This window comes from Rouxiella aceris (genome assembly GCF_012933545.1).
Classification (GTDB): Bacteria; Pseudomonadota; Gammaproteobacteria; order Enterobacterales; family Enterobacteriaceae; genus Rouxiella; species Rouxiella aceris.
In genome coordinates this window covers 388240-408469 of record NZ_JAADJU010000005.1, presented here as the reverse complement: position 1 = coordinate 408469, position 20230 = coordinate 388240, and the positions used below count along the sequence as shown (strand labels likewise).

At 50.2% G+C, this 20230-nt stretch carries 20 protein-coding genes and 1 tRNA gene; 10 read left to right on the top strand and 11 right to left on the bottom strand.

The annotated features are described in order from the left end of the window. Positions 1-2 precede the first annotated feature (2 nt). Positions 3-1706 carry a methyl-accepting chemotaxis protein gene (locus GW590_RS12110; RefSeq protein WP_408014931.1) on the top strand — a complete coding sequence of 568 codons (1704 nt, stop codon included), beginning with the start codon at positions 3-5 and terminating at the stop codon, positions 1704-1706. Positions 1707-1961: 255 nt separating this feature from the next. Here the strand turns inward: GW590_RS12110 and dsrB are convergent, their stop codons facing one another. The 5 genes from dsrB to GW590_RS12085 all read right to left on the bottom strand — a co-directional run bounded on the left by dsrB (position 1962) and on the right by GW590_RS12085 (position 5782). Continuing rightward, positions 1962-2156 (bottom strand): protein DsrB, encoded by a 195-nt coding sequence (dsrB, locus tag GW590_RS12105; protein ID WP_169403291.1) that lies wholly within the window; start codon positions 2154-2156, stop codon positions 1962-1964. A 226-nt stretch (positions 2157-2382) separates the two neighbouring features. After that, entirely contained in the window at positions 2383-2592 is a 210-nt protein-coding gene (gene cspE / locus GW590_RS12100) for a transcription antiterminator/RNA stability regulator CspE (RefSeq protein ID WP_034789491.1), read from the bottom strand. Positions 2593-3021: 429 nt separating this feature from the next. After that, complete coding sequence (locus GW590_RS12095; RefSeq protein ID WP_169403290.1) at positions 3022-3369, bottom strand: hypothetical protein; 348 nt, start codon at positions 3367-3369, stop codon at positions 3022-3024. 155 nt (positions 3370-3524) lie between these two features. Continuing rightward, entirely contained in the window at positions 3525-4583 is a 1059-nt protein-coding gene (locus GW590_RS12090) for an NAD(P)-dependent alcohol dehydrogenase (protein ID WP_169403289.1), read from the bottom strand. 188 nt (positions 4584-4771) lie between these two features. Next, the gene (locus GW590_RS12085) at positions 4772-5782 is read right to left on the bottom strand and encodes an AI-2E family transporter (RefSeq protein ID WP_169403288.1); all 1011 of its coding nucleotides are present in this window, start codon (positions 5780-5782) and stop codon (positions 4772-4774) included. Positions 5783-6174: 392 nt separating this feature from the next. On the opposite strand from GW590_RS12085, the gene GW590_RS12080 reads away from it, so the two are divergent. The 4 genes from GW590_RS12080 to GW590_RS12065 all read left to right on the top strand — a co-directional run bounded on the left by GW590_RS12080 (position 6175) and on the right by GW590_RS12065 (position 10703). Beyond that, positions 6175-6864, top strand: a complete 690-nt coding sequence (locus GW590_RS12080) for a DUF969 domain-containing protein (protein WP_169403287.1) — start codon at positions 6175-6177, stop codon at positions 6862-6864. Beyond that, positions 6861-7811, top strand: a complete 951-nt coding sequence (locus GW590_RS12075; RefSeq protein WP_169403286.1) for a DUF979 domain-containing protein — start codon at positions 6861-6863, stop codon at positions 7809-7811. The genes GW590_RS12080 and GW590_RS12075 overlap by 4 nt, the downstream gene beginning before the upstream one ends. 28 nt (positions 7812-7839) lie before the next feature. Continuing rightward, entirely contained in the window at positions 7840-8850 is a 1011-nt protein-coding gene (locus GW590_RS12070; protein WP_169403285.1) for a DUF2891 domain-containing protein, read from the top strand. A 221-nt stretch (positions 8851-9071) separates the two neighbouring features. Then, positions 9072-10703 (top strand): phosphoethanolamine transferase, encoded by a 1632-nt coding sequence (locus GW590_RS12065; RefSeq protein ID WP_169403284.1) that lies wholly within the window; start codon positions 9072-9074, stop codon positions 10701-10703. Positions 10704-10748: 45 nt separating this feature from the next. Here GW590_RS12065 and GW590_RS12060 read toward each other — a convergent pair whose 3' ends face one another. After that, positions 10749-11645 (bottom strand): LysR family transcriptional regulator, encoded by an 897-nt coding sequence (locus GW590_RS12060; protein ID WP_169403283.1) that lies wholly within the window; start codon positions 11643-11645, stop codon positions 10749-10751. Positions 11646-11763: 118 nt separating this feature from the next. Here GW590_RS12060 and GW590_RS12055 point away from each other — a divergent pair, with 118 nt between their 5' ends. Further along, positions 11764-12273: a phenolic acid decarboxylase gene (locus tag GW590_RS12055; protein WP_169403331.1), complete on the top strand. Its 510-nt coding sequence runs from the start codon at positions 11764-11766 to the stop codon at positions 12271-12273. Positions 12274-12330: 57 nt separating this feature from the next. Here the strand turns inward: GW590_RS12055 and GW590_RS12050 are convergent, their stop codons facing one another. Further along, positions 12331-13344 carry an alpha/beta fold hydrolase gene (locus tag GW590_RS12050; protein ID WP_169403282.1) on the bottom strand — a complete coding sequence of 338 codons (1014 nt, stop codon included), beginning with the start codon at positions 13342-13344 and terminating at the stop codon, positions 12331-12333. A 335-nt stretch (positions 13345-13679) separates the two neighbouring features. On the opposite strand from GW590_RS12050, the gene mtfA reads away from it, so the two are divergent. Further along, positions 13680-14456: a DgsA anti-repressor MtfA gene (gene mtfA / locus GW590_RS12045; RefSeq protein ID WP_169403330.1), complete on the top strand. Its 777-nt coding sequence runs from the start codon at positions 13680-13682 to the stop codon at positions 14454-14456. A 143-nt stretch (positions 14457-14599) separates the two neighbouring features. Further along, a tRNA-Asn gene (locus GW590_RS12040) sits at positions 14600-14675 on the top strand. A 291-nt stretch (positions 14676-14966) separates the two neighbouring features. On the opposite strand, the gene GW590_RS12035 is transcribed toward GW590_RS12040, so the two are convergent. Further along, a complete protein-coding gene (locus tag GW590_RS12035) occupies positions 14967-15317 on the bottom strand; it encodes an Rpn family recombination-promoting nuclease/putative transposase (RefSeq protein ID WP_169403281.1) in 351 nt (116 codons plus the stop codon). A 218-nt stretch (positions 15318-15535) separates the two neighbouring features. Next, positions 15536-16495: an Rpn family recombination-promoting nuclease/putative transposase gene (locus GW590_RS12030; RefSeq protein WP_169403280.1), complete on the bottom strand. Its 960-nt coding sequence runs from the start codon at positions 16493-16495 to the stop codon at positions 15536-15538. Between the two features lie 193 nt (positions 16496-16688). Here GW590_RS12030 and GW590_RS12025 point away from each other — a divergent pair, with 193 nt between their 5' ends. Next, the gene (locus GW590_RS12025) at positions 16689-17387 is read left to right on the top strand and encodes an RluA family pseudouridine synthase (RefSeq protein WP_169403279.1); all 699 of its coding nucleotides are present in this window, start codon (positions 16689-16691) and stop codon (positions 17385-17387) included. A gap of 39 nt (positions 17388-17426) precedes the next feature. Here GW590_RS12025 and GW590_RS12020 read toward each other — a convergent pair whose 3' ends face one another. Together GW590_RS12020 and GW590_RS12015 are read right to left on the bottom strand one after the other, a co-directional pair. Continuing rightward, entirely contained in the window at positions 17427-17966 is a 540-nt protein-coding gene (locus GW590_RS12020) for a DUF2058 domain-containing protein (RefSeq protein WP_169403278.1), read from the bottom strand. A 220-nt stretch (positions 17967-18186) separates the two neighbouring features. Further along, positions 18187-19077, bottom strand: coding sequence for a LysR substrate-binding domain-containing protein (locus GW590_RS12015; RefSeq protein WP_169403277.1), 891 nt, complete (start codon positions 19075-19077; stop codon positions 18187-18189). A 231-nt stretch (positions 19078-19308) separates the two neighbouring features. On the opposite strand from GW590_RS12015, the gene GW590_RS12010 reads away from it, so the two are divergent. Then, positions 19309-20154: an MBL fold metallo-hydrolase gene (locus tag GW590_RS12010; protein ID WP_169403276.1), complete on the top strand. Its 846-nt coding sequence runs from the start codon at positions 19309-19311 to the stop codon at positions 20152-20154. The last annotated feature ends 76 nt before the right edge of the window (positions 20155-20230 follow it).

Below are 20230 nucleotides of genomic sequence, written 5' to 3'. Positions count from 1 at the left end.
GGATGAAAATGGATACTCTTACAGCTACAAATAGCCACAACAATGCTTCGTTTATTAATAATATAAAACTAGGCCGCCTTATCAGTACCATCCTGGTCGGCGTACTGGTTTTATTTGCCATATCTATTGGCGCAGCCAGCTATTTTCTCAAGCAAAGTAATACCGCGCTGGATCAATCCACCAGCGAACTACAAACCAGACTTGCCCTTTCCAATAGTTCCAACCATATGCGTACCGCACGACTGATCCTAATCCAGGCCGGTGCGGCTATGCGCGGCGGCGATCAGGAACAGGCGAACATTGCCCTTGATGCCACCGCAGCCAGACTTAAACAGGCACAGGATTCATTTAACACCTATCTGAATCGTGGCAATAAGACCCCTACTGATTATAGTCTCGATGAGCCTCTCAAGAAGGCCTTTGATGAGTATATGACGCAGGGTCTGCAACCGATGATGCAGAGCGCGCGTGAAGGCCATGTTGAAGAAGTCATTGCCCTGGAAACCGAGACCAGCAGTAAGCTGGATGTCGCCTACAACGTCCCTTTGCTTAAGGCTATTGCTTTTCGTAATCAAACCGCTAATGCGATCAACGATAAAGCACAGTCTGATTCAAAACTGGGTTATATCTTAATGGCAGTGGCGTTTATTTTATCTTTACTGCTGACGCTAATGGCTTATCTGGTCATCCGCAAAGTGATTATCAATCCCGTGGGCCGCTTGGTCACCCATATTCAGAAAATTGCCGCAGGTGACCTGACGCATCCGGGCTTTATTTCGGGCCATAACGAGATTGGCGTGCTCAACGAAAACGTGCAACAGATGCAACGCGCGTTGGCCACCACGGTATTGACCGTGCGTGAGGGTGCCACCTCGATTTACCATGGCTCAACGGAAATTGCCTCTGGTAATACCGACCTCTCCTCCCGTACCGAGCAGCAGGCCGCAGCGCTGGAGCAGACCGCCGCCAGCATGGAACAATTAACGGCAACGGTAAAACAGAACTCGGAAAACGCCCATCATGCCAGCAAACTTGCCGCCAACGCGTCAGATAAAGCGCAAAAAGGCGGAGATATTGTGGCTGACGTTATCAGCACTATGGAAAATATCTCCCACAGTTCGAAGAAAATTGCCGAAATCACCAATGTAATTAACAGTATCGCCTTCCAGACTAATATCCTGGCGCTTAACGCTGCCGTTGAGGCTGCACGCGCCGGTGAACAGGGGCGTGGTTTTGCGGTGGTCGCCAGCGAAGTGCGTAATCTGGCACAACGCAGTGCCCAGGCAGCCAAGGAGATTGAATCACTGATTGGCGAGTCGGTCGAACTGGTCGGCGACGGTAGTATTCTGGTTAACAATGCGGGCGATACCATGGCAGAAATTGTCACCGCAGTGACCCAAGTTACCGATATTATGGGAGAGATCGCCTCGGCATCCGACGAACAGAGCCGGGGTATCAGCCAGGTGACCTTAGCCGTCTCGGAAATGGATGGTGTGACGCAGCAAAACGCCTCTCTGGTACAGCAGGCCTCTTCGGCTGCCGCATCTCTTGAGGCGCAGGCAGAGAAGCTTACCCAGGCCGTGGCAGTGTTCCGGCTTGAAGCCAATGCCCGCTCGCAGGATAAGCGTGGTCCGGCACCGAGAAACGCTGAACCGATGAAACTCGCTCTCGCCAATAGTTCAGACACGAACTGGGAAACCTTTTAGTGGCCGCCAGGCATCAATAAGCCACTATTTTGCAGAACGACTACCAAAAACTAACGTCCAGTTATGCTGGACGTCAGACTGCTGACAAAGTCCGTTATTAGGGAGAGTGCACCGTTGGGGTCGTAGCGGGCTTGCCCGCCGGAGCGCCCCTAGGTGTGCTATGCCCGGGTATCTCGATCATCAAGACGACTTTGTCATCAAACTCACGTCCAGTTATGCTGGACGTTTTTTTATGGGGATCAGAGGCGAAGCCAATCAGTGGGCGTCACGCGGCTCCACGAAGGTGCCATCTTTACTTTGCGTCTCATTAAAGAACCAGACGCCTGCCGGATAATCATCCAGCGCAACCAGATACATGACCCCTTCATAAAAGGTCTCTACTGCCAGAACCTTACCTTCCCGACGCGGGCCGCCATCGGTTTTTACCGTCACCAGATCGTTTACCTTCATGCATTTATCCCATCTTGTTGAATTAGCTGCGTCTGTCTAACGCACCCTCTTATTCTAGTACAAATCAGGCGGCCATCGGCATGTCTAAACACATGGCTGGCCACAGCCCAAACTCGACAACAGCATCTTAAAAGCATAACCAATACTGAATAACAGGCAATAAAAAACCCGCCTAAGCGGGTTTTTGTAATCTACTTTAAACGCTGTAAACAGCGGTTAAGTGAGATTAGATAGCGGTAACGTTAGCCGCAGACGGACCTTTAGCACCGTTCTCGATAGAGAACTGTACGTTCTGGCCTTCAGCCAGGGTCTTGAAACCTTGATCCTGGATAGCGGAGAAGTGTACGAATACATCTTTGCTACCGTCAGCAGGAGTGATGAAGCCAAAGCCTTTAGACTCGTTAAACCACTTAACCTGACCTTTCATCATTGACATAGGAATTACCTTTTAAATATAAATTTCGCCACCATGGGCATGTTATAGCCGGATTTCAGTCGTTACTTATGGAGGCACTAAGAAGGAAATTCGTCAGATCAGGGTTATCGAGGATAACGCTTTAAATTTGAACCACTTTACTCAGGATGTCGTGCATAAATAGGTCTGTACCACAGGCCGAGACGTATTTACTCATGACTGCCATCGAATAGCAACTCTTTTTAACAGTTACTGCGAGCAATTAGTGTAGATCGTCGATTTAGCGAGCAATTCGCTGGTTATGCCAGCACTTATGCCACTGTTTTTAAAATAAATTAACGCTGAGGCAACGAAAAAATAAAGATCAATAAAAAACGCTGAATGTGATAATTCACCATTGCACCCGGCGAAAAACATTCAGCGTCAAACAGTTGCCCCGTTAACCACAGGCTAGTCCATCATTTCCGATACGGCATGACGCACATAAGCAGTGATTTGCGCCAGATCCTCGGCCTTGGCACTATCACCACCAATTGAGCGCACCCGAGAATCCAGATGGCCAATATCCTGTTCTACCTTATGAGCAATTTGCACTTTCACGATGGTATCAACAGAAGAGATAAACGCCCGCATCACCGCTTTTAAGGCGTAAATCTCAGAAAACGAATCGTAGGCCAACTTTTCAGCAGGCTGGGGAATGATGCTCTTCTGGCTGCGTCCAGGCTGATTTTTCAGGTTATCTACATGTTCAATAATCAGATCGATATCTCTGATTAATTCATCAAAATTCTTAGCCACTGATTTTCCTTCGCTCGGCGAAAGCAGAAGAATACCACTGTGACAACAAGGCGAGAAGTCGACAACGCGGGGAAAGGTAAAATTTAACGAACAAGCGGCAGCCCGATCTCTCGGGCTGCCGCTTAAAAGCGCAAAAAAAGCAACGTGCTTATCGGTCAGGCATTTTTCAGTGAAGCCATATCAATGACGAAACGATACTTCACATCGCTCTTCAGCATGCGCGTATAGGCGTCGTTGATATCCTGCATGTTGATCATCTCAACATCACAGTTAATGCCATGTTCGGCGCAAAAATCCAGCATCTCCTGGGTTTCGGCAATACCGCCAATCAGCGAACCAACCAGGCTCTTGCGACCCATAATCAGTTTACCGGCGTGGACCGCTGGTTCTACCGGCTCAATCAGCCCCACCAGAATATGCGTACCATCGCGTTTTAGCGTATCCAGGTACGGATTCAGATCATGCTGGTGTGGCACAGTGTCGAGAATAAAGTCAAAGTGGCTTTTTACCGCTGCCATCTGCTTTTCATCGGTAGACAGCACCACGTGATCGGCCCCCAGACGGTAGGCTTCTTGCTCTTTACCCGCTGAACGGGTGAACAGCGTGACGTCTGCCCCCATCGCTTTGGCAAATTTCAGTCCCATATGACCTAATCCACCCAGACCCACGATGGCCACTTTGTCGCCTTTTTTCACCTGCCAGTGTTTTAGCGGCGAGTAAGTGGTGATACCGGCACACAGCAGAGGCGCAGCCGCTTTGATATCCAGGGTTTCGGGAATACGCAGAACAAATTTTTCAGATACCACGATCTGTTCGGAGTAGCCGCCAAAAGTAGGCATTTTGTCATGACGATCGACACTGTTATACGTCATGGTAGCGCCTTCGGTACAGTATTGCTCCAGGTCAGCCTTGCATGATTCGCAATGCTGGCAGGAGTCAACCATACAACCGACACCGACTGCATCACCGACTTTGAAAGCGGTGACTTTGGCGCCTACGTGGGTTACGCGACCGATGATTTCATGGCCAGGTACCAGTGGGTAGACGCTTGAATGCCATTCGTTACGCGCCTGATGAATGTCAGAGTGACAAACGCCGCAGTACTCGATATCAATGACAACATCGGTATCACGAGGGTCGCGACGAATAAAGTTATGAGGTGCCAGCGGTGTCTCGGCGGACTGTGCGGCAAAGCCTCGGACGTTAAGAGTCATCTGTGTTCTCCTGAGGGTAAACGAGAGTGGTCTGGCCAGCGCCTGAGCGCGGTGGCCGAGCCAAAGTATGACGGATAAGCGAGGAATATCGTTATAACGATCCTCGCCACTCCTTGCCTAAATCTGTTTTTTTAAGGATTTTTGGCTAAGCACTGCGCGAACGGCAGGCCCAGCCAGAGAGGCAGGACTCAGATAAGTCCGGCGTCTTTAAGCTCACTTTTTAGATAAGCATAGTAGATGGGGGCGGCAACAACGCCCGGCAAACCAAAAGCCGACTCAAAAATCAGCATCGCCAGCAGCACTTCCCAGGATTTGGCATTAATACGCGTTCCGACAATGCGCGCATTCAGGAAATACTCAACTTTATGGATGATGATCAGATAGATCAATACCAGCACCCCCACCCACAGTGATAAAGACAAACCAACGATAAAAATCACCGTATTGGAGATCAGATTACCAATCACCGGCAGTAAGCCACACACAAAGGTGAACACCACTAAGGTCTTGGATAACGGCAGATGAATACCAAACAGCGGCAAAACGCCGAACAAAAATACGCAAGACAAAAAGGTATTGATTAATGAAATCTGGAACTGGGCAAAAACGACATTACGAAACGCCTTACTGAGAAAACGCATACGCTGTAGTAAATCATTTTTTAGCGGCGCCTGGGGGTCTTCGCCACCTGGTCTTTGCAGAGAAATAATCGCTCCGAGGATCATCCCCACCAGCATGGTTACAAAAGTATGAGCTGCATTTTTGCCGACGTTTTGCAACATCACCACATGCTCACGTAGCCACTGCACAAATTCACGCTGCAGCTCTTCGAGATTGGCCGGAAGATAATGCAACATAACCGGCGAAAGCCGACTTTGCGCATCACTAAGCAAACCACTGACCTTTTCGTTGAACACCGCGGGATTGCGCATATCGTGCAGCAGAAAAGAGACAATTCCCATCACCGCCAGGATCAGCGCACTGACCACCAGGGTGCTGATCAGTACTACGACCAGCCAGCGGGCGCGCTCGCCGCTGATAATTTTCTGAAAATAGGGGGTCAGACCATTGACCAGTTCATAAACGATAAAGCCCGCGAGAAAACACCCCAACAGTTGAAGCGGCAGGATCAATAACAGTCCGCCCATAACAATCAATAAACTGAGCCAACGAATATGCTGGGGTCTCATTATTTGCATTGCTGCATCCTTACTTAAATCAATCGCGGGGTTGCTTCCCGCCTGTCAAACCATCATAGCACCGAAGTTTCAATGGCATAGAGCAGAAGCACGCATTTTGCTTGTTTTGTCGCAGGTTACCCGTTAGCGACCGCATTCTGCTGCGCAACGGGGAAAAAGAAAGGCTTAATCTCTTGTTGTGCAAGGTAAAACCCCATCATCACAAAATCCTATGGATGACCCGCCTTTGCAACTTGCTTAACTTGCCGCTGGTTGTTATTTTCCGAATGTCACCTTTTATAGTGCTGTTTGCGCAATAAATCTAATAAAAATTATATCTATATAAATCATATTGATAGCACCAAAAAAATCGCGTTAATTGGCGCGATCCATTAGACAACAGGGGAGAGATCATGTGGGTTCTTATTGGCATTCCAATTGTGGTGATTGGCTTTGCACTGCGGTTTAATCCGCTGCTGGTAGTGACCATTGCCGGTATCTCAACCGGCGTCGCGGGCGGAATGCACACCGTGGATATTATCAGTGCCTTTGGCAAAGCCTTTAACGACAACCGCTATATGGGGTTGATCTGGCTGACTTTGCCGGTGATCGCCCTGCTTGAACGCAGCGGCCTGAAAGAGCAAGCCAAGCATCTGATTTCAAAAATTCATGCCGCAACCACCGGTCGCGTGCTGATGCTCTATTTTGTTCTTCGTCAGGCCACCGCCGCCCTCGGGCTTACCTCGCTAGGCGGACACCCACAGATGGTGCGCCCGCTGATAGCGCCGATGGCCGAAGCGGCAGCCACCACCAAATATGGTGATTTGCCTAACGATGTGCGGCAAAAAATTCGCGCCAATGCCGCCGCAGTTGACAATATCGCGGTTTTTTTTGGCGAAGATATCTTTATTGCCATCCAGTCCATTTTGTTGATTAAAGGTTTTCTCGACCAGAACGGCGTATTTGTCGAACCACTACAACTCTCGGTATGGGCAATACCGACAGCGATAGCCGCGCTGGTTATCCATTTTATTCGCCTGTGGCTGCTCGACCGTTCGCTGGCCAGACGATTTGACGGACAACAGGAGATCCTGGGTAAATGATCACCTTAAATACCACCTATATTCTTGCCGGTTTACTGTTTGCCACCTACGCCCTGTTCAACTTGCGCGACCACAGCAATCCACGACGTATAGTTAACGCCTTGTTTTGGGGCGTGTATGCCGTGACCTTTTTATTTGGCAGCATGCTGCCCTATTTTGTCACCGGCTGTTTGGCTATTGCGCTGGCAGTGATTGCCGGTACCGGTAAACTGGGCAAGGGCAAAAATGACAACGAGCAGCCCGCCGTGGCGGCACAGCGTGAAGCCAAAGCGAAACGCTTTGGCAGCAAGTTATTTATCCCCGCCTTGCTGATCCCGATTGTTACCCTGCTCGGCACCCTGACCTTAAAATATACGCCACTGGTGGAAGGCAAAAACGTCACCCTGATTTCGCTGGTGCTGGGTACCGTTATCGCCTTTATTGTCGCCCTGCTGATGCTGCGCGATTCGCCGCTAAAAGCCATTAAGGCCGGTGGCCAGACCATGGATACCGTCGGTTGGGCTGCGATATTGCCGCAGATGCTGGCCGCTCTGGGCGCCTTGTTTGCACTGGCAGGCGTCGGCGGTGTGGTCGCCAACCTGGTGAAAGATGTAATCCCTATGGGTTCACCGCTGGCGATAATTGTTGCTTATACCTTCGGCATGGCGCTCTTTACCATGATTATGGGAAACGGCTTTGCCGCCTTCCCGGTAATGACCGCCGGAATAGGTTTACCGCTGATATTCCATCAGTTAGGGGGCAATCCGGCGATAATGGGGGCAATTGGCATGCTGTCCGGCTTCTGCGGCACCCTGATGACGCCGATGGCAGCAAACTTTAATATCGTACCGGCAGCCCTGTTGGAGCTGGAAGACAAATATGCGGTGATCAAAGCGCAATGGCTGACCGGGGTATTGCTCTTGCTGGTCAATACTGCCTTTATGTATTTCTTTGTTTTCCGCTTCTGATCCTTTGGCCGCCACTATTGGAGATCCTATGAGCCTGCAACTGACGCCAGACATGGCGTCTCGTTTTGCCAATCTGGCCTTAAATCATGTGACCCGCGAGTATCCCAATAAGCTGACCCATGCCTTGGCTGGCGCGGAAGATATCCAAGGGCCTCGCGCACTGCACCCGATTTTTTATGGCAGCTATGACTGGCACTCCTGTGTACACGGCTACTGGCTGCTGCTGCGCCTGTTGGCTCGCTACCCGCAATTGCCAGAGGCAGAACGCATTATTGCCCTTGTCGAGACGCATTTTACCGCCGAAAACGTCGCTGGCGAAATGCGCTATCTGCAACAAGCTCAACATCAGGGCTTTGAACGCCCCTATGGCTGGGCGTGGTTTCTGGCCCTGGCGCAACAAGTCGATCACCTGCCCCTGCCGCAAGCCAAAGATTGGGCAACCACGCTGTCGCCGATAAGCGATTTTTTTGTAAACAGCTTTTGCGATTTTCTGCCGAAAGCCACCTATCCACTCCGCACAGGAAGCCATTTTAACAGCGCCTTTGCGCTGGCGCTGGCCCTCGACTATGCGCGCAGCACGGCCCAACAGCCGTTGGCCTCACTGATTGAAGAAACCGCGCTGCGCTGGCATCTGCAAGACAAAAACTGTCAGGCCTGGGAGCCTGGCGGCGATGAATTTTTATCCCCCTCATTGATGGAGGCAGAGCTAATGCGGCGGGTATTGTCACCGCAGGCCTTTATTACCTGGTTTGGCCAATTCTTGCCGCAACTGGCCCAGGGGCAACCTGAAACCCTGTTTACTCCCGCTACTGTCACCGATCGCCGCGACGGCAAAATCGGTCATCTGGATGGATTAAACCTCAGCCGCGCCTGGTGTCAGCGGGCGCTTGCCAGGGCATTACCCGCCGACGATCAGCGCGTGACTTTGCTTGAGGTCAGTGCCGAAAAACATCTGCACAGTGCCCTGCCTCACCTCGATAGCGACTATCTCGGCGAACACTGGCTGGCCACCTTCGCTTTGCTGGCATTAGAAGCCTGAACCTCTGACCTTGCCTCTGCTTGTCGCTGGCAGGCGGAGGCATGACCTACTGTTTATCTGCCCTTCTTTAAATCCTCAAGGCGTAAGGATCGATCCTGCAATTTATTAAGGATTTATTAAGAGAAGAAGAATAAACTGCGCATTATCTGCATTTTCCGCGTGCATTTTCGCTGTTGCCTGATTTCACACATTTGCCAAACGTCAGTACTTTGGAGTTTTCATTGCGAAATTTTCTGCCTAAAATCAGCTACTTTTGGCTGACTTTACTTATCAGTCTGTATTTTACCCTGATCGTCAACCTGCCCGTGTTACTGCATTTTTATCGTATCCTGCATGCACTTTCAGCGTTTAAAATTGGCTTTGCCCTGTCAATTCCGGTTGTGCTGTTTGCCGCGTTGAACTTCGTTTTTACCCCCCTGACCTTTAAACCGATATTCAAGCCGGTGTTTATTATCCTGTTGCTGGTCAGCGCCCTGGCCGCCTATGCGCAAGGGGTGTTTAATATCGTATTTGACCGCGGTATGATCCAAAATATCGCCGAAACCCAGCAAAGCGAAGCCACCTCTTATTTAAACCTGTCAGTGGTTGCCTGGTTCACCTTCACGGGGATATTACCCGCCCTGCTGCTGCTAAAAACGCCGGTTATCTATAATCAGACCATCCTCAAACGTCTGGGCGTACGTGTACTCTCCATGCTGGTATCACTGGCGTTGATCGGTGGTGTCGCAGCGCTCTATTATCAGGATTATTCTTCGGTCGGACGTAACAACCGCACGCTGAACCTGGAGATTTTGCCGACCAACTATCTGTATAGCGGTTTTCAGTACCTCAATCATAAATACCTGACCGAACCCCTACCTTATGAAAAAGTCGGTACCGATGCCGCGCTGGTGCAAAAAGCCGGGCAGAAACCCACCCTGATGTTCCTGGTCATTGGTGAAACCGGCCGCGCGCAAAATCAGTCCTATAATGGTTACAGCCGACCTACCAACGCCTTTACGCAACAGACGCCGGATATGGTGTTCTTTAATCATGTCAGCTCTTGCGGTACGGCAACGGCCGTCTCGGTGCCCTGCATGTTCTCTGATATGAAACGTATCGACTTTAATAACGATCGCGCGCACAACAGCGACAGTTTCCTCGATATCGTGCAACGTGCCGGGGTCTCGGTATTTTGGAAAGACAATGACGAGGGCTGTAAAGGCGTCTGCGACCGCGTGCCTAATGTTATTATTGATACCCCGAAAGACGGCAAATTCTGCGATGGCGATACCTGTTACGACGCAGCGCTGCTGGAAAATCTTGATGGAAAAATCGTTGATGATGGCAAAAACAAGCTGATTGGCCTGCACCTGATTGGCAGCCACGGCCCGGCCTATTACCGCCGCTATCCGGATAACTTCCGCTTCTTCACCCCCGACTGTCAACGCAGTGATATTGAAAACTGCAGCCATGAGCAACTGGTTAATACTTACGATAATACCGTGCGTTACACCGATTATGTGCTCACCCAGGTGATCGCCAAGGCCAGGCAGTACCAGGACAAATATAATGTAGCGATGATTTACCTCTCCGACCACGGTGAATCACTGGGCGAAGATGGTTTTTACCTACATGGCACGCCTTATAGCGTTGCGCCACCTCAGCAGACCCATGTACCAATGATGTTCTGGCTTTCGCCGCAATACGTGCAGGCTCAGGGGCTGTCACTCAGTTGCCTGCAGGCGCAAGCGGCGAAAAACGACTATTCCCAGGATAATTTATTCCACACGGTGCTTGATGCCATGAATGTCAAAACTTCAGCCATTGACCCGTCGCTGGATATTTTACAGCCCTGCCGAACGGCACAATAGTTTGCCGCTAACCGCTTCACCCGCGCCCTGCGAGTGAAGCGGTTTTTACCTCGCGGCATCGATACAACGTTCAATCTCGGCGACAAAGGCATTGAGCGTGGTATCAAAGCGGTGTTCCTCGCTGTTAAAGCTCAAATAAAGTGCCGTCTTGCGCATGGCGCTTTCTCCCAAAGGTAAATGCACCAATTCCCCCCGCTGCAATCGCCCGGCAATGCTGTGCAAGGGCACCCAGCCATAACCAACGCCGTGGGTCACCGCCTCGATCGCCGCCTCAACCGTGGTAAAGCTCCAACTGGCGGCCTGATAGGTTTTGCGCTTGTCACTACGCTGCGAGTCACGGTCAACCAGGGTGATCAGTGGGTAGCTGGCCAGCGCGGTATGACTGACAGGGGCAGAGCAACGCAATAAAGGGTGATTTTTGGCCACCACTGGCACAAATTCCACATCCACCAGCCAGCGGCTATTAAAGGTATTATCTGCCGGTAGCGTGGTGATATAGAGGTCGGCATCATGCTGCTGCCACTGTCGGGCGGTTTCATTACGCAGGATCTCGGTGATCTGCACCTGGGTATCAGGGTAAATCTGCTGAAAGGCTTTCAACGCCGGAAAGAGCGCATTTTTCGGGAATACGGTATCCACCACCAGACTCAATTGGGTTCGCGCCCCGCCACGCAGCCCATGGGCGCGCGTTTCTAGCTGGATAAAAGCCGCGATCAACGGCTGCGCCTGGGATAATAGCGCTCTGCCCTGCTCCGTGAGCTCTGCCCTTCTGCCGACAATTTGCAGCAACGGCAATCCCAATCGTTCCTGCAAACTCGTCAGCGCGTAGCTTACGGAAGACTGGCTGCGAAACAGGCGTTTTGCTGCCTGCGCATAGCTGCCTTCGCTGACAACGGTCTGCAGTACAACCCATTGCTCCAGGGTGGTAAGGGGCATTTCCATAACTATAAACCATCTAATTATCGAATTAATTTTATCGTATTTCAGCGTTATTCAATCGGATTTACAAGGACTATTATCTCCTTATGGCAACGATTATGGGTAATCCCCGAAAGGAGTAATAATGAGCAGCTTTGATCATACCGACTTGAGCGAGTTTATTGGTAAACATGTGGTTTATACCTACGATAATGGCTGGAATTACGAAATTTACGTAAAAAACGCTAGCACCCTGGATTACCGTATTCACAGCGGTATCGTTGGTAATCGTTGGGTTAAAGGACAGCACGCCTATATTGTCCGGGTGGCACAGCAGGTTTATAAAATCTCATGGACAGAACCGACAGGCACCGACGTCAGTCTGATTGTCAATCTGGGAGATAACGTGTTTCACGGTACCATTTTCTTCCCGCGTTGGATCATCAATAATCCGGAAAAAACGGTCTGCTTCCAGAATGAGCATATTGCGCAAATGGAAGCCTATCGCCAGGCAGGTCCGGCTTATCCTACTGAAGTGATTGATGAATTCGCCACTATCACCTTTGTCCGCGACTGCGGCGCAGATAACGACGAAGTGATCAACTGCGCGGCCAGCGAGCTGCCGGCCAATTTCCCGGATAATCTGCGTTAAAAGCTTGCTATTGGTCCCCCCAGGTCAAAGTCTTTGTCCTGGGGGGCACTGTCGAGATTAGCGCAATACCTGCAACAGACTCTGATTAAACTTCTCTGGCTCTTCCATCTGCGGTGCGTGACCCAATCCCTTAAACTCAATCAAATTGGCGTGGGGGATCAGTTTAGACACCTGTTTACCCAGTAGATTGTAATGCCCGAGACGTGCTTTAACCTCCGGCGATGCGATATCGCTGCCAATCGCCGTGGTGTCCGCCGTGCCAATCATCAGCGTGGTCGGCACCTGCAAATTCTGGAATTCGTAATAGACCGGTTGGGTAAAGATCATGTCGTAGATTAGCGCCGAGTTCCAGGCTACCAGCTTATGTCCCGGCCCATTATTCAGTCCAGCCAACATATCCACCCAGCGATCGTATTCCGCTTTCCATTTACCAACATAATAGGTTTTTAATTCGTAATCATGAATGCTTTTGGCAGAGAGTTGTAACTCGCGCTGATACCACTGATCGACACTACGCCAGGGCACGCCCTTGGCCTTCCAGTCTTCAAGCCCGATAGGGTTGACCAACACCAGTTTGGCGACCTGCTGCGGATACATAAGGGCATAGCGCGTCGCCAACATACCGCCAGTAGAATGGCCGACAATCGTTGCTTTGTTGATTTTCAGACTGGCCAATAGCTGCTGGGTATTTTGCGCCAACTGCTGGAAAGTATATTGATAATGACCCGGTTTGGTAGAAGAGCAAAAGCCTATCTGATCAGGAGCCACCACACGATAGCCCTTACTTGCCAACGCCTTGATGGTGTCTCCCCAGGTGGCGGCACAGAAATTTTTGCCGTGCAGCAGCACTACCGTTTGGCCGTTTTTCTGCCCTTGCGGCTGCACATCGAGATAACCCATCTGCAGGCTTTCGCCCTGTGAATTAAAATTAAAATGTTGCAGAGGATAGGGATAATCAAACCCTTGTAATTGCGGACCATATACCGGGATCTCCGCAGCTTTGGCCGGTGCGCAAGCCAGCGCCAAAGTCACCACGGAGGTTAAAAATCCTATTTTAAGTGAGGCGTGCATCAGACTATGAACCCTGAATAAAGGAGGGAAGAGAGACTCTCACTTTACTCGCTCAGACCTGTAAAAACCCAGCAGCGATCGTCACAAATTGTATATGCGCGAAGTCTCATTTTACGTCAAAAATTTTCGGAAAAGTGAATGCGAAGAACAATAACGTGAGCCAGGTTTGATTAGAGACCCCTGCGGCTGGTATAACAGACCATGGCTGTTAATATTGCCACCGGTTACGCTAGATGGTTGTTATAACCTTTTGATATTAAGCTGTCTCCCGCCCTGGTGCGTAACATTGGTATACCAGCGATAACTTCGAATGATCACACTTTGCGAGCAAGATGATGATTAAGTGGCCATGGAAAAGCAATGAACTGAAAATTGATAAAAGCGAGCTCTGGCAACAAGCGCTGGATATCCCGTTGTTATCTGATTTAAACAGCCACGAACAGCAGCGCCTGATCCAGGTCGCCAGCCACCTCTTGCAACAAAAAAAACTCCAACAGCTACAAGGACTGGAGCTGGCGGAAACCATGCATGCCCGCATTGCCCTGCTGTTTGCCCTGCCGGTGATGGAGCTGGGTGCCGAGTGGCTTGACGGTTTTCATGAGATCCTGCTTTACCCTACCCCCTTTATTGTTGATACCCCCTGGCAGGACGAAAACGGCATTGTCCATGCTGGTGCGCAGACCCAGGCGGGCCAAAGCTGGGACCAGGGACCTATTGTGCTTAACTGGCTCGATGTGCAGGACTCCTTTGATACCTCGGGTTTCAACCTGGTGATCCACGAAGCGGCGCATAAACTGGATATTCGCAACGGCGGTGAAGCCAACGGTATTCCCCCGATCCCGCTGCGGGAAGTGGTGGCCTGGGAGCATGATTTACAGGCAGCCATGGAAAATCTGCAAGAAGAGATTGATTTGGTTGGTGAAGATGCCGCCAGCATGGATGCCTATGCAGCAACAGATCCGGCTGAATGCTTTGCAGTGCTGTCGGAATATTTCTTTAGCGCCCCGGATCTGCTTTCGCAACGTTTTCCCCTGGTTTATGGCCATTTTAGCCGTTTTTACAAACAAGACCCGCTGATGCGACAGATACGAGGAAAACTGGCAGACGGCTAATCTGTTTCCGACGGATCCGAATACCGCCTGAATAGCGTATCTTTCCGCGTCTTTGCTCAGTAGATGAGCAGTCAAACGTTGTAAGGCAATTTGCCGTTGACACACCTGCCCCCGGTAGATATGATGCGCCCCGTTCACACGATTCCTCTGTAGTTCAGTCGGTAGAACGGCGGACTGTTAATCCGTATGTCACTGGTTCGAGTCCAGTCAGAGGAGCCAAATTAGAAAAGCCTGCTTAAGGAAACTTAAGCGGGCTTTTTGCTTTTTTGCGTTAATCTTCCGCTGCCATGGAAAAATCTGGGAGTCTGATTGGGGATCTTTTGCAGTTCGATAGTTCGATAGTTCGATAGTTCGATAGTTCGATAGTTCGATAGTTCGATAGTTCGATGATGCCGTGACCACCCGATGTCCCTTGATGACAAGAAAATTCGTAGCATTCGCCTTCTGCAAAACAGTGCAATCTGCAGATTTCTCTGGCCAATGCCCGTCAATTGCATAACAACATCGTAATTAATGGCAGATATGCTGAAGCTCGCCTTCCGTCAGACCGGTCAGGGTCATCACCGTACTGTGGTCCATCCCCTTGCTCAACATAGTGCGAGCGATTTCGAGTTTGGTTTCCAGTCGCTCTGCCTGGCGCCCTTTTTGCTCGCCCAGCAGCATGCCTTCCTGAAGCCCTTTTTCCAGACCTTCCTTGCGGGCTTTTTCTTCCAGCTTTTGTGCAATGGTCATCAGTATCTCCTCATGTTGCGGTAAACGCTGCGCCAACTGGCAAATAAAACGCTCTGGATTGGCAGTGTCCCCAACCTGCAGCAGGTAGTTCAATAACGCTTCCAGCTGCTCTGAACTAGAAAACCCCACTTAAGTTACCTTAATCTTTTTTTGCGTTAATCTTCCGCTGCCATGGAAAAATCTGGGGGGCTGATTGGGGATCTTTTGCAGTTCGATAGTTCGATGATGGCGTGATCACCCCTATGTCTCTTGATGACAAGAAAATTCGTAGCATTCGCCTTCTGCAAAACAGTGCAATCTGCAGATTTCTCTGGCCAATGCCCGTCAACTGCATAACAACATCGTAATTAATGGCAGATATGCTGAAGCTCGCCTTCCGTCAGACCGGTCAGGGTCATCACCGTACTGTGGTCCATCCCCTTGCTCAACATAGTGCGAGCGATTTCGAGTTTGGTTTCCAGCCGTTCAGCCTGGCGCCCTATTTGCTCGCCCAGCAAGATCCCTTCCTGTCGTCCTTTTTGCTCGCCTAGTAGAATTCCTTCCTTGCGGGCTTTTTCTTCCAGCTTTTGTGCAATGGTCATCAGTATCTCCTCATGTTGCGGTAAACGCTGCGCCAACTGGCAAATAAAACGCTCTGGATTGGCGGTGTCCCCAACCTGCAGCAGGTAGGTAAATAACGCTTCCAACTGCTCCGGTGTAGTGTAATCCAGACGCAGCAGCGTGACCAGTTGCTGCTCCAGGTCCGCCATATCGCGCTGGCGAATATGCTTTTGTACCAGTTCCAGCGCTGCCACTCGCCGGTGCTGAACGATTTCATCGTCACTTATCATTGTGACATCCACCAGCGGAAAATCCCCGCAGTAAAGCTGCCGCGCCGATTTCACGTCACTGAAAGCGTCAAGCCAGCTCATGGAATAAGGATAGGGACTGATTTTACCGTGGTAAAACAAAATGGGAATAACCAGCGGCAAGGCCTGGTTATGGTTATCCAGATGCCGCTGCATCGCCGCTAACGCGTAACGCATCAGGCGGAAGGTCATATATCTGTCGGGAGAACTCTGGTGCTCAATCAAGCAGTATATATAGCCTTCCCCGCTATCAGTCTGCAGCGAGTAGAGGATGTCAGACTGTATTCCGCGCAGCTCCCGGTCAATAAAACTGCCTGATTCCAGTTGCAGGGTATTCAGATCGCAGCGGGCCAGTAAGGCTGGCGGCAGGTGAATTTGCAGAAAATCCCGGGCGGTTTCTGTGCGGGTAAGAAATTGTTTGAAAAGCGCATCGTGCGGTGTGGGTGTGCTGGCATTCATTGCCGATATCCTGTCTTCCGTTTGACATACATCGACTTTAGCACAGACGACTGGCGGTTAAAATTCCATCAACAGCTTAGTTGATGATCTAGGGAGGTAAAACCCACCCGGTTGCACGGCATTAGCATAGCAAATTCGTCAGACGCCTTAAAATTCGTTATCATCCGCTCCCTCTCTCCATCCAGGTAGCCTGATGTCCAAGATTATCGATACCTTTATTGCACCACCATGCTATCAGCAGATCGAGATCCTCTATCAGGACGATCACCTGGTGCTGATCAATAAACCCGCCGGGCTGCTCAGCCTCTCAGGAAAAAATCCGCAAAATCTCGATTCGGTACATCATCGGCTGGTACAGCTATTCCCTGGCTGCACCCTGGTCCACCGCCTTGATTTCGGGACTTCCGGACTGATGGTCATTGCCCGCAATAAGGCGATAAATGCCGCCCTCTGCCAACAGTTCAGTCAGCGCACGGTGACCAAAGTATACAGCGCCCTGCTCTGTGGACATTTGGACGACAGTGAAGGGGTGATCGACGCCGCTATTGCCAAAGACCCGGCGCTGTTCCCGCTGATGTCGATTTGCGCAATCCACGGCAAGCCTGCTCGCTCCAACTATAGGGTGGTTGAGCGCTTTTACCGGCAGTCGGAAGACGGGACATTACTGCCACTGACTCGGGTACAGCTAACCCCGGAAACCGGACGTACTCATCAACTCCGCATCCACTGTCAGCAATTGGGTCACCCTATTTTGGGCTGTGACCTGTATGGCGGTCTCCTGCTGCCGGGTAGCGAACGAACACCGCGGTTAATGCTGCATGCCAGTGAGTTGCATTTTGTTCATCCCATTAGCGAAAAGCAGGTCCAGGCACGTAATACCAGCCCGTTCTGAACGTGCGAGTATTGATAAATTTGGCATCTAGATGGTGAATTACCACATCAAATCATCGGGTACTTTGAAATCGGCATAAGGATCTTCTTCATCTTGCTCTTCTTGACTAAGCGCACTATTTAAAACAATGCTGTTGGCATCCCGCTGCGCAATTTTATCAGCTACGCTTGCCGGGATAATTGCGTATTCACTTTCGCTACTGTTATCAATTACCAAACGAGCAATGGCAAGACGACCGCTAATCAGCTGCGCTTGTGTGATCTTATCGACAGTTATTTTTTTAATTAAGTTATTATCTGTAAAGTTAAAGCCAATATCGCCTTTTGCAATGGAGATCCTGTTCATTTCAATAAGCTGTTTAACCTGCGCTTTATATTCTTTAGATAAGGCAGCTTGTTTTTGTTGTTCGCTTAGTTGTTTATCACGCTCAAGTTGGGCTTTTTTATTTTCTTCCACAGCCTCTCTTGCCTCGCGAGCTTGAGCTCGTGATTTTTTTGCCGTTCTTTGCACTTTGGCCATTTTTTTACTGGTCACTAATCCAGCTTTTAGCATCTGCTCTTGTAAGGTAAGTTTTGTCATCTTCGTATCTAAACCCGTTGAATAATTTGTGGGATTATACCTGTAATTTATGAGGCGATACCAGCTTGCAGGACCTGATCGCTGCCTGGCTGGCGTTTGGAAGGAGCTATCGGCGGCTGGCCTGAGCCGCTTTCAGGAGCAGACTCGACGCTCAGTCCGCTTCTCTCTCAGCAATGGCAAGGCCTTGGTTGGACGGCCAGGATTGAAAGAAGGATGCAGTTCAGATTACCCGTAGTGATTCCGCCTGCAACCAGCATTCAAAATCCTGCAGTGCAGGTTCATTTATTCCTGTTTCCACCGGTTTTACCAAACAGAATTTTTTACTTAGGTAGTCCGATTCTGGCCAGGGCGCGACAAGCGCTCCGCTAGCCAGTTCTTTTTCGACGTACATGCGTGGCACCATTGCTACGCCTTGTCCTGCCAATGCAGCAGCTATTGCCATTTCATGAAGGTCATACCAGACACCCTGCGTCGGACTATCAAGGATTATCCCAGTTTCTTGCGCATAGTTATGCCATGCTTCCGGATTCTGCCGCCGGTGAATACGCGGTAGTTCGTTCAACTGACCATTGACGTTTTTATCCGTTAACAGTGCGGGATGGCACACCGGCACCAGTTTTTCCTGAAAGAGAAAGTGCATGCGCATCCCTGCCCAGGCGGGATGCGCAAAATGAATCACAGCGTCAAAACCGCTCCCGGTGAGAATAAATGGGTCGGTTCTGGCCGCAATATTTAATGTGATGTCGGGATGCATAGCTCTAAAGCCACTCAGACGAGGAATAAGCCATCGACAGGAAAACGTTGGCAAGACGGCAATATCCAGGCTTTTACTGCCTTCATGCATTCCCATTATGTACTGGGTATCTCTTTCAAGTCGTTCTAGCGTTTCGCGTATCTGATGTGCATAGCGTGCCCCAACAGGATTAAGCTTCACACGGCTTCCGCTACGATCAAACAATCTGCAATTCAGCAAGGATTCAAGGCGCGCAATCTGTCGGCTGACGGCCCCTTCAGTCAGCGATAGTTCCTCAGCGGCCCGGGCAAAATCACCATGCCTTGCAGCAGCATCAAAAGCTTGCAGGGAAGTGCTACTGGGAATTTTTCTGCGCATAAAAACTGTCCCTTACTCAGAGCATATGATGACCTTTCAGTGACTGAATATCACTAACCGATGAAATAATATCGATTTATAGCTGTAAATACAGCATGTAGCATGATGAAAAATCATTGAGCAGGCTTGTTAGCGTGAACTGGACCTGGCTATTCAACAGGCCCAGGGGCGAATGGCGCGTATTCGCTGTTTTGACTCTAGCGCACTACCGAAATTAACCCTGAGGTATTTATGACCCCTACGCCCTTCACATCCTGTCAGATTGGGGATTTTCTGGTTACAGCCCTGAGTGATGGCAATATGTCAGCAAGCCTGGATTTACTGTCAGGCATTGAGACAACTGATGCCGGGATAATTCAGCGCGGTGCCGGAATAGCTGACCCTGGCAATATCCATATCAACTGTTACCTAATCCGCGGCCGGGGGCGGACCATTCTGGTTGACACCGGTGCGGGAGGTCTGAACAACGTCGGAGGGCTGCTCAGAGAAAACCTCGGTAAAGCCGGGGTCAGCCCTGATGACGTGGACACAGTCTTATTGACTCACGGCCATCCTGACCATATTGGCGGCCTGCTGGATGCTGAAGGTCTGCCAGTCTATAGACATGCAAAACTTCATCTTCATCCTCTCGAAGCACAATACTGGCAGGATGATGAAAGATTAAAAATGGCCAATGAGCGCGGGAAGCGTAATTTTACGTTGGTCCGTCGAACGCTGGAAGTATACGCACCGAACTTGCGTTTTATTGACGGGAACAAGATAACAGAAGGCATTCTGCCGGTATGGCTGCCTGGTCACACGCCAGGTCATACCGGATTCCGCATCGATTCAGGAGGCGACAAATGTATATTGATATGGGGAGACATCATGCATTTCCCACATATCCAGTCAGCGCACCCGTCCGTTTCCATTGTATTTGACAACGATCCCGTTCAGGCCAAAGACACACGGGAAAGACTCCTGGAACAGGTTGTCAGAGAAAAACTGCTTATTGCAGGCATGCATTTAGACAAAACTGGGTTTGCTCGCGTTCTTATGGCAGGGGCTGGATATCGTATTTTCTACCCAGAAGAATAAATGGGTAATATTTTTCCTGGCAGTTATGCAATATCCGGCCAGTTTTAGTTGACTACTAAAAAGAGTGAGCAACTAG

What these genes read in the sequence shown, in the direction of transcription:
- GW590_RS12015 (WP_169403277.1), bottom strand. Translation starts at nt 19,077, where the DNA reads ATGCGCAGAAAAATTCCCAGTAGCACTTCCCTGCAAGCTTTTGATGCT.
- GW590_RS12090 (WP_169403289.1), bottom strand. Translation starts at nt 4,583, where the DNA reads ATGACTCTTAACGTCCGAGGCTTTGCCGCACAGTCCGCCGAGACACCG.
- GW590_RS12010 (WP_169403276.1), top strand. Translation starts at nt 19,309, where the DNA reads ATGACCCCTACGCCCTTCACATCCTGTCAGATTGGGGATTTTCTGGTT.
- GW590_RS12020 (WP_169403278.1), bottom strand. Translation starts at nt 17,966, where the DNA reads ATGACAAAACTTACCTTACAAGAGCAGATGCTAAAAGCTGGATTAGTG.
- GW590_RS12085 (WP_169403288.1), bottom strand. Translation starts at nt 5,782, where the DNA reads ATGCAAATAATGAGACCCCAGCATATTCGTTGGCTCAGTTTATTGATT.
- mtfA (WP_169403330.1), top strand. Translation starts at nt 13,680, where the DNA reads ATGATTAAGTGGCCATGGAAAAGCAATGAACTGAAAATTGATAAAAGC.
- GW590_RS12025 (WP_169403279.1), top strand. Translation starts at nt 16,689, where the DNA reads ATGTCCAAGATTATCGATACCTTTATTGCACCACCATGCTATCAGCAG.
- dsrB (WP_169403291.1), bottom strand. Translation starts at nt 2,156, where the DNA reads ATGAAGGTAAACGATCTGGTGACGGTAAAAACCGATGGCGGCCCGCGT.
- GW590_RS12080 (WP_169403287.1), top strand. Translation starts at nt 6,175, where the DNA reads ATGTGGGTTCTTATTGGCATTCCAATTGTGGTGATTGGCTTTGCACTG.
- GW590_RS12070 (WP_169403285.1), top strand. Translation starts at nt 7,840, where the DNA reads ATGAGCCTGCAACTGACGCCAGACATGGCGTCTCGTTTTGCCAATCTG.
- GW590_RS12060 (WP_169403283.1), bottom strand. Translation starts at nt 11,645, where the DNA reads ATGGAAATGCCCCTTACCACCCTGGAGCAATGGGTTGTACTGCAGACC.
- GW590_RS12050 (WP_169403282.1), bottom strand. Translation starts at nt 13,344, where the DNA reads ATGCACGCCTCACTTAAAATAGGATTTTTAACCTCCGTGGTGACTTTG.
- GW590_RS12110 (WP_408014931.1), top strand. Translation starts at nt 3, where the DNA reads ATGAAAATGGATACTCTTACAGCTACAAATAGCCACAACAATGCTTCG.
- cspE (WP_034789491.1), bottom strand. Translation starts at nt 2,592, where the DNA reads ATGTCAATGATGAAAGGTCAGGTTAAGTGGTTTAACGAGTCTAAAGGC.
- GW590_RS12075 (WP_169403286.1), top strand. Translation starts at nt 6,861, where the DNA reads ATGATCACCTTAAATACCACCTATATTCTTGCCGGTTTACTGTTTGCC.
- GW590_RS12030 (WP_169403280.1), bottom strand. Translation starts at nt 16,495, where the DNA reads ATGAATGCCAGCACACCCACACCGCACGATGCGCTTTTCAAACAATTT.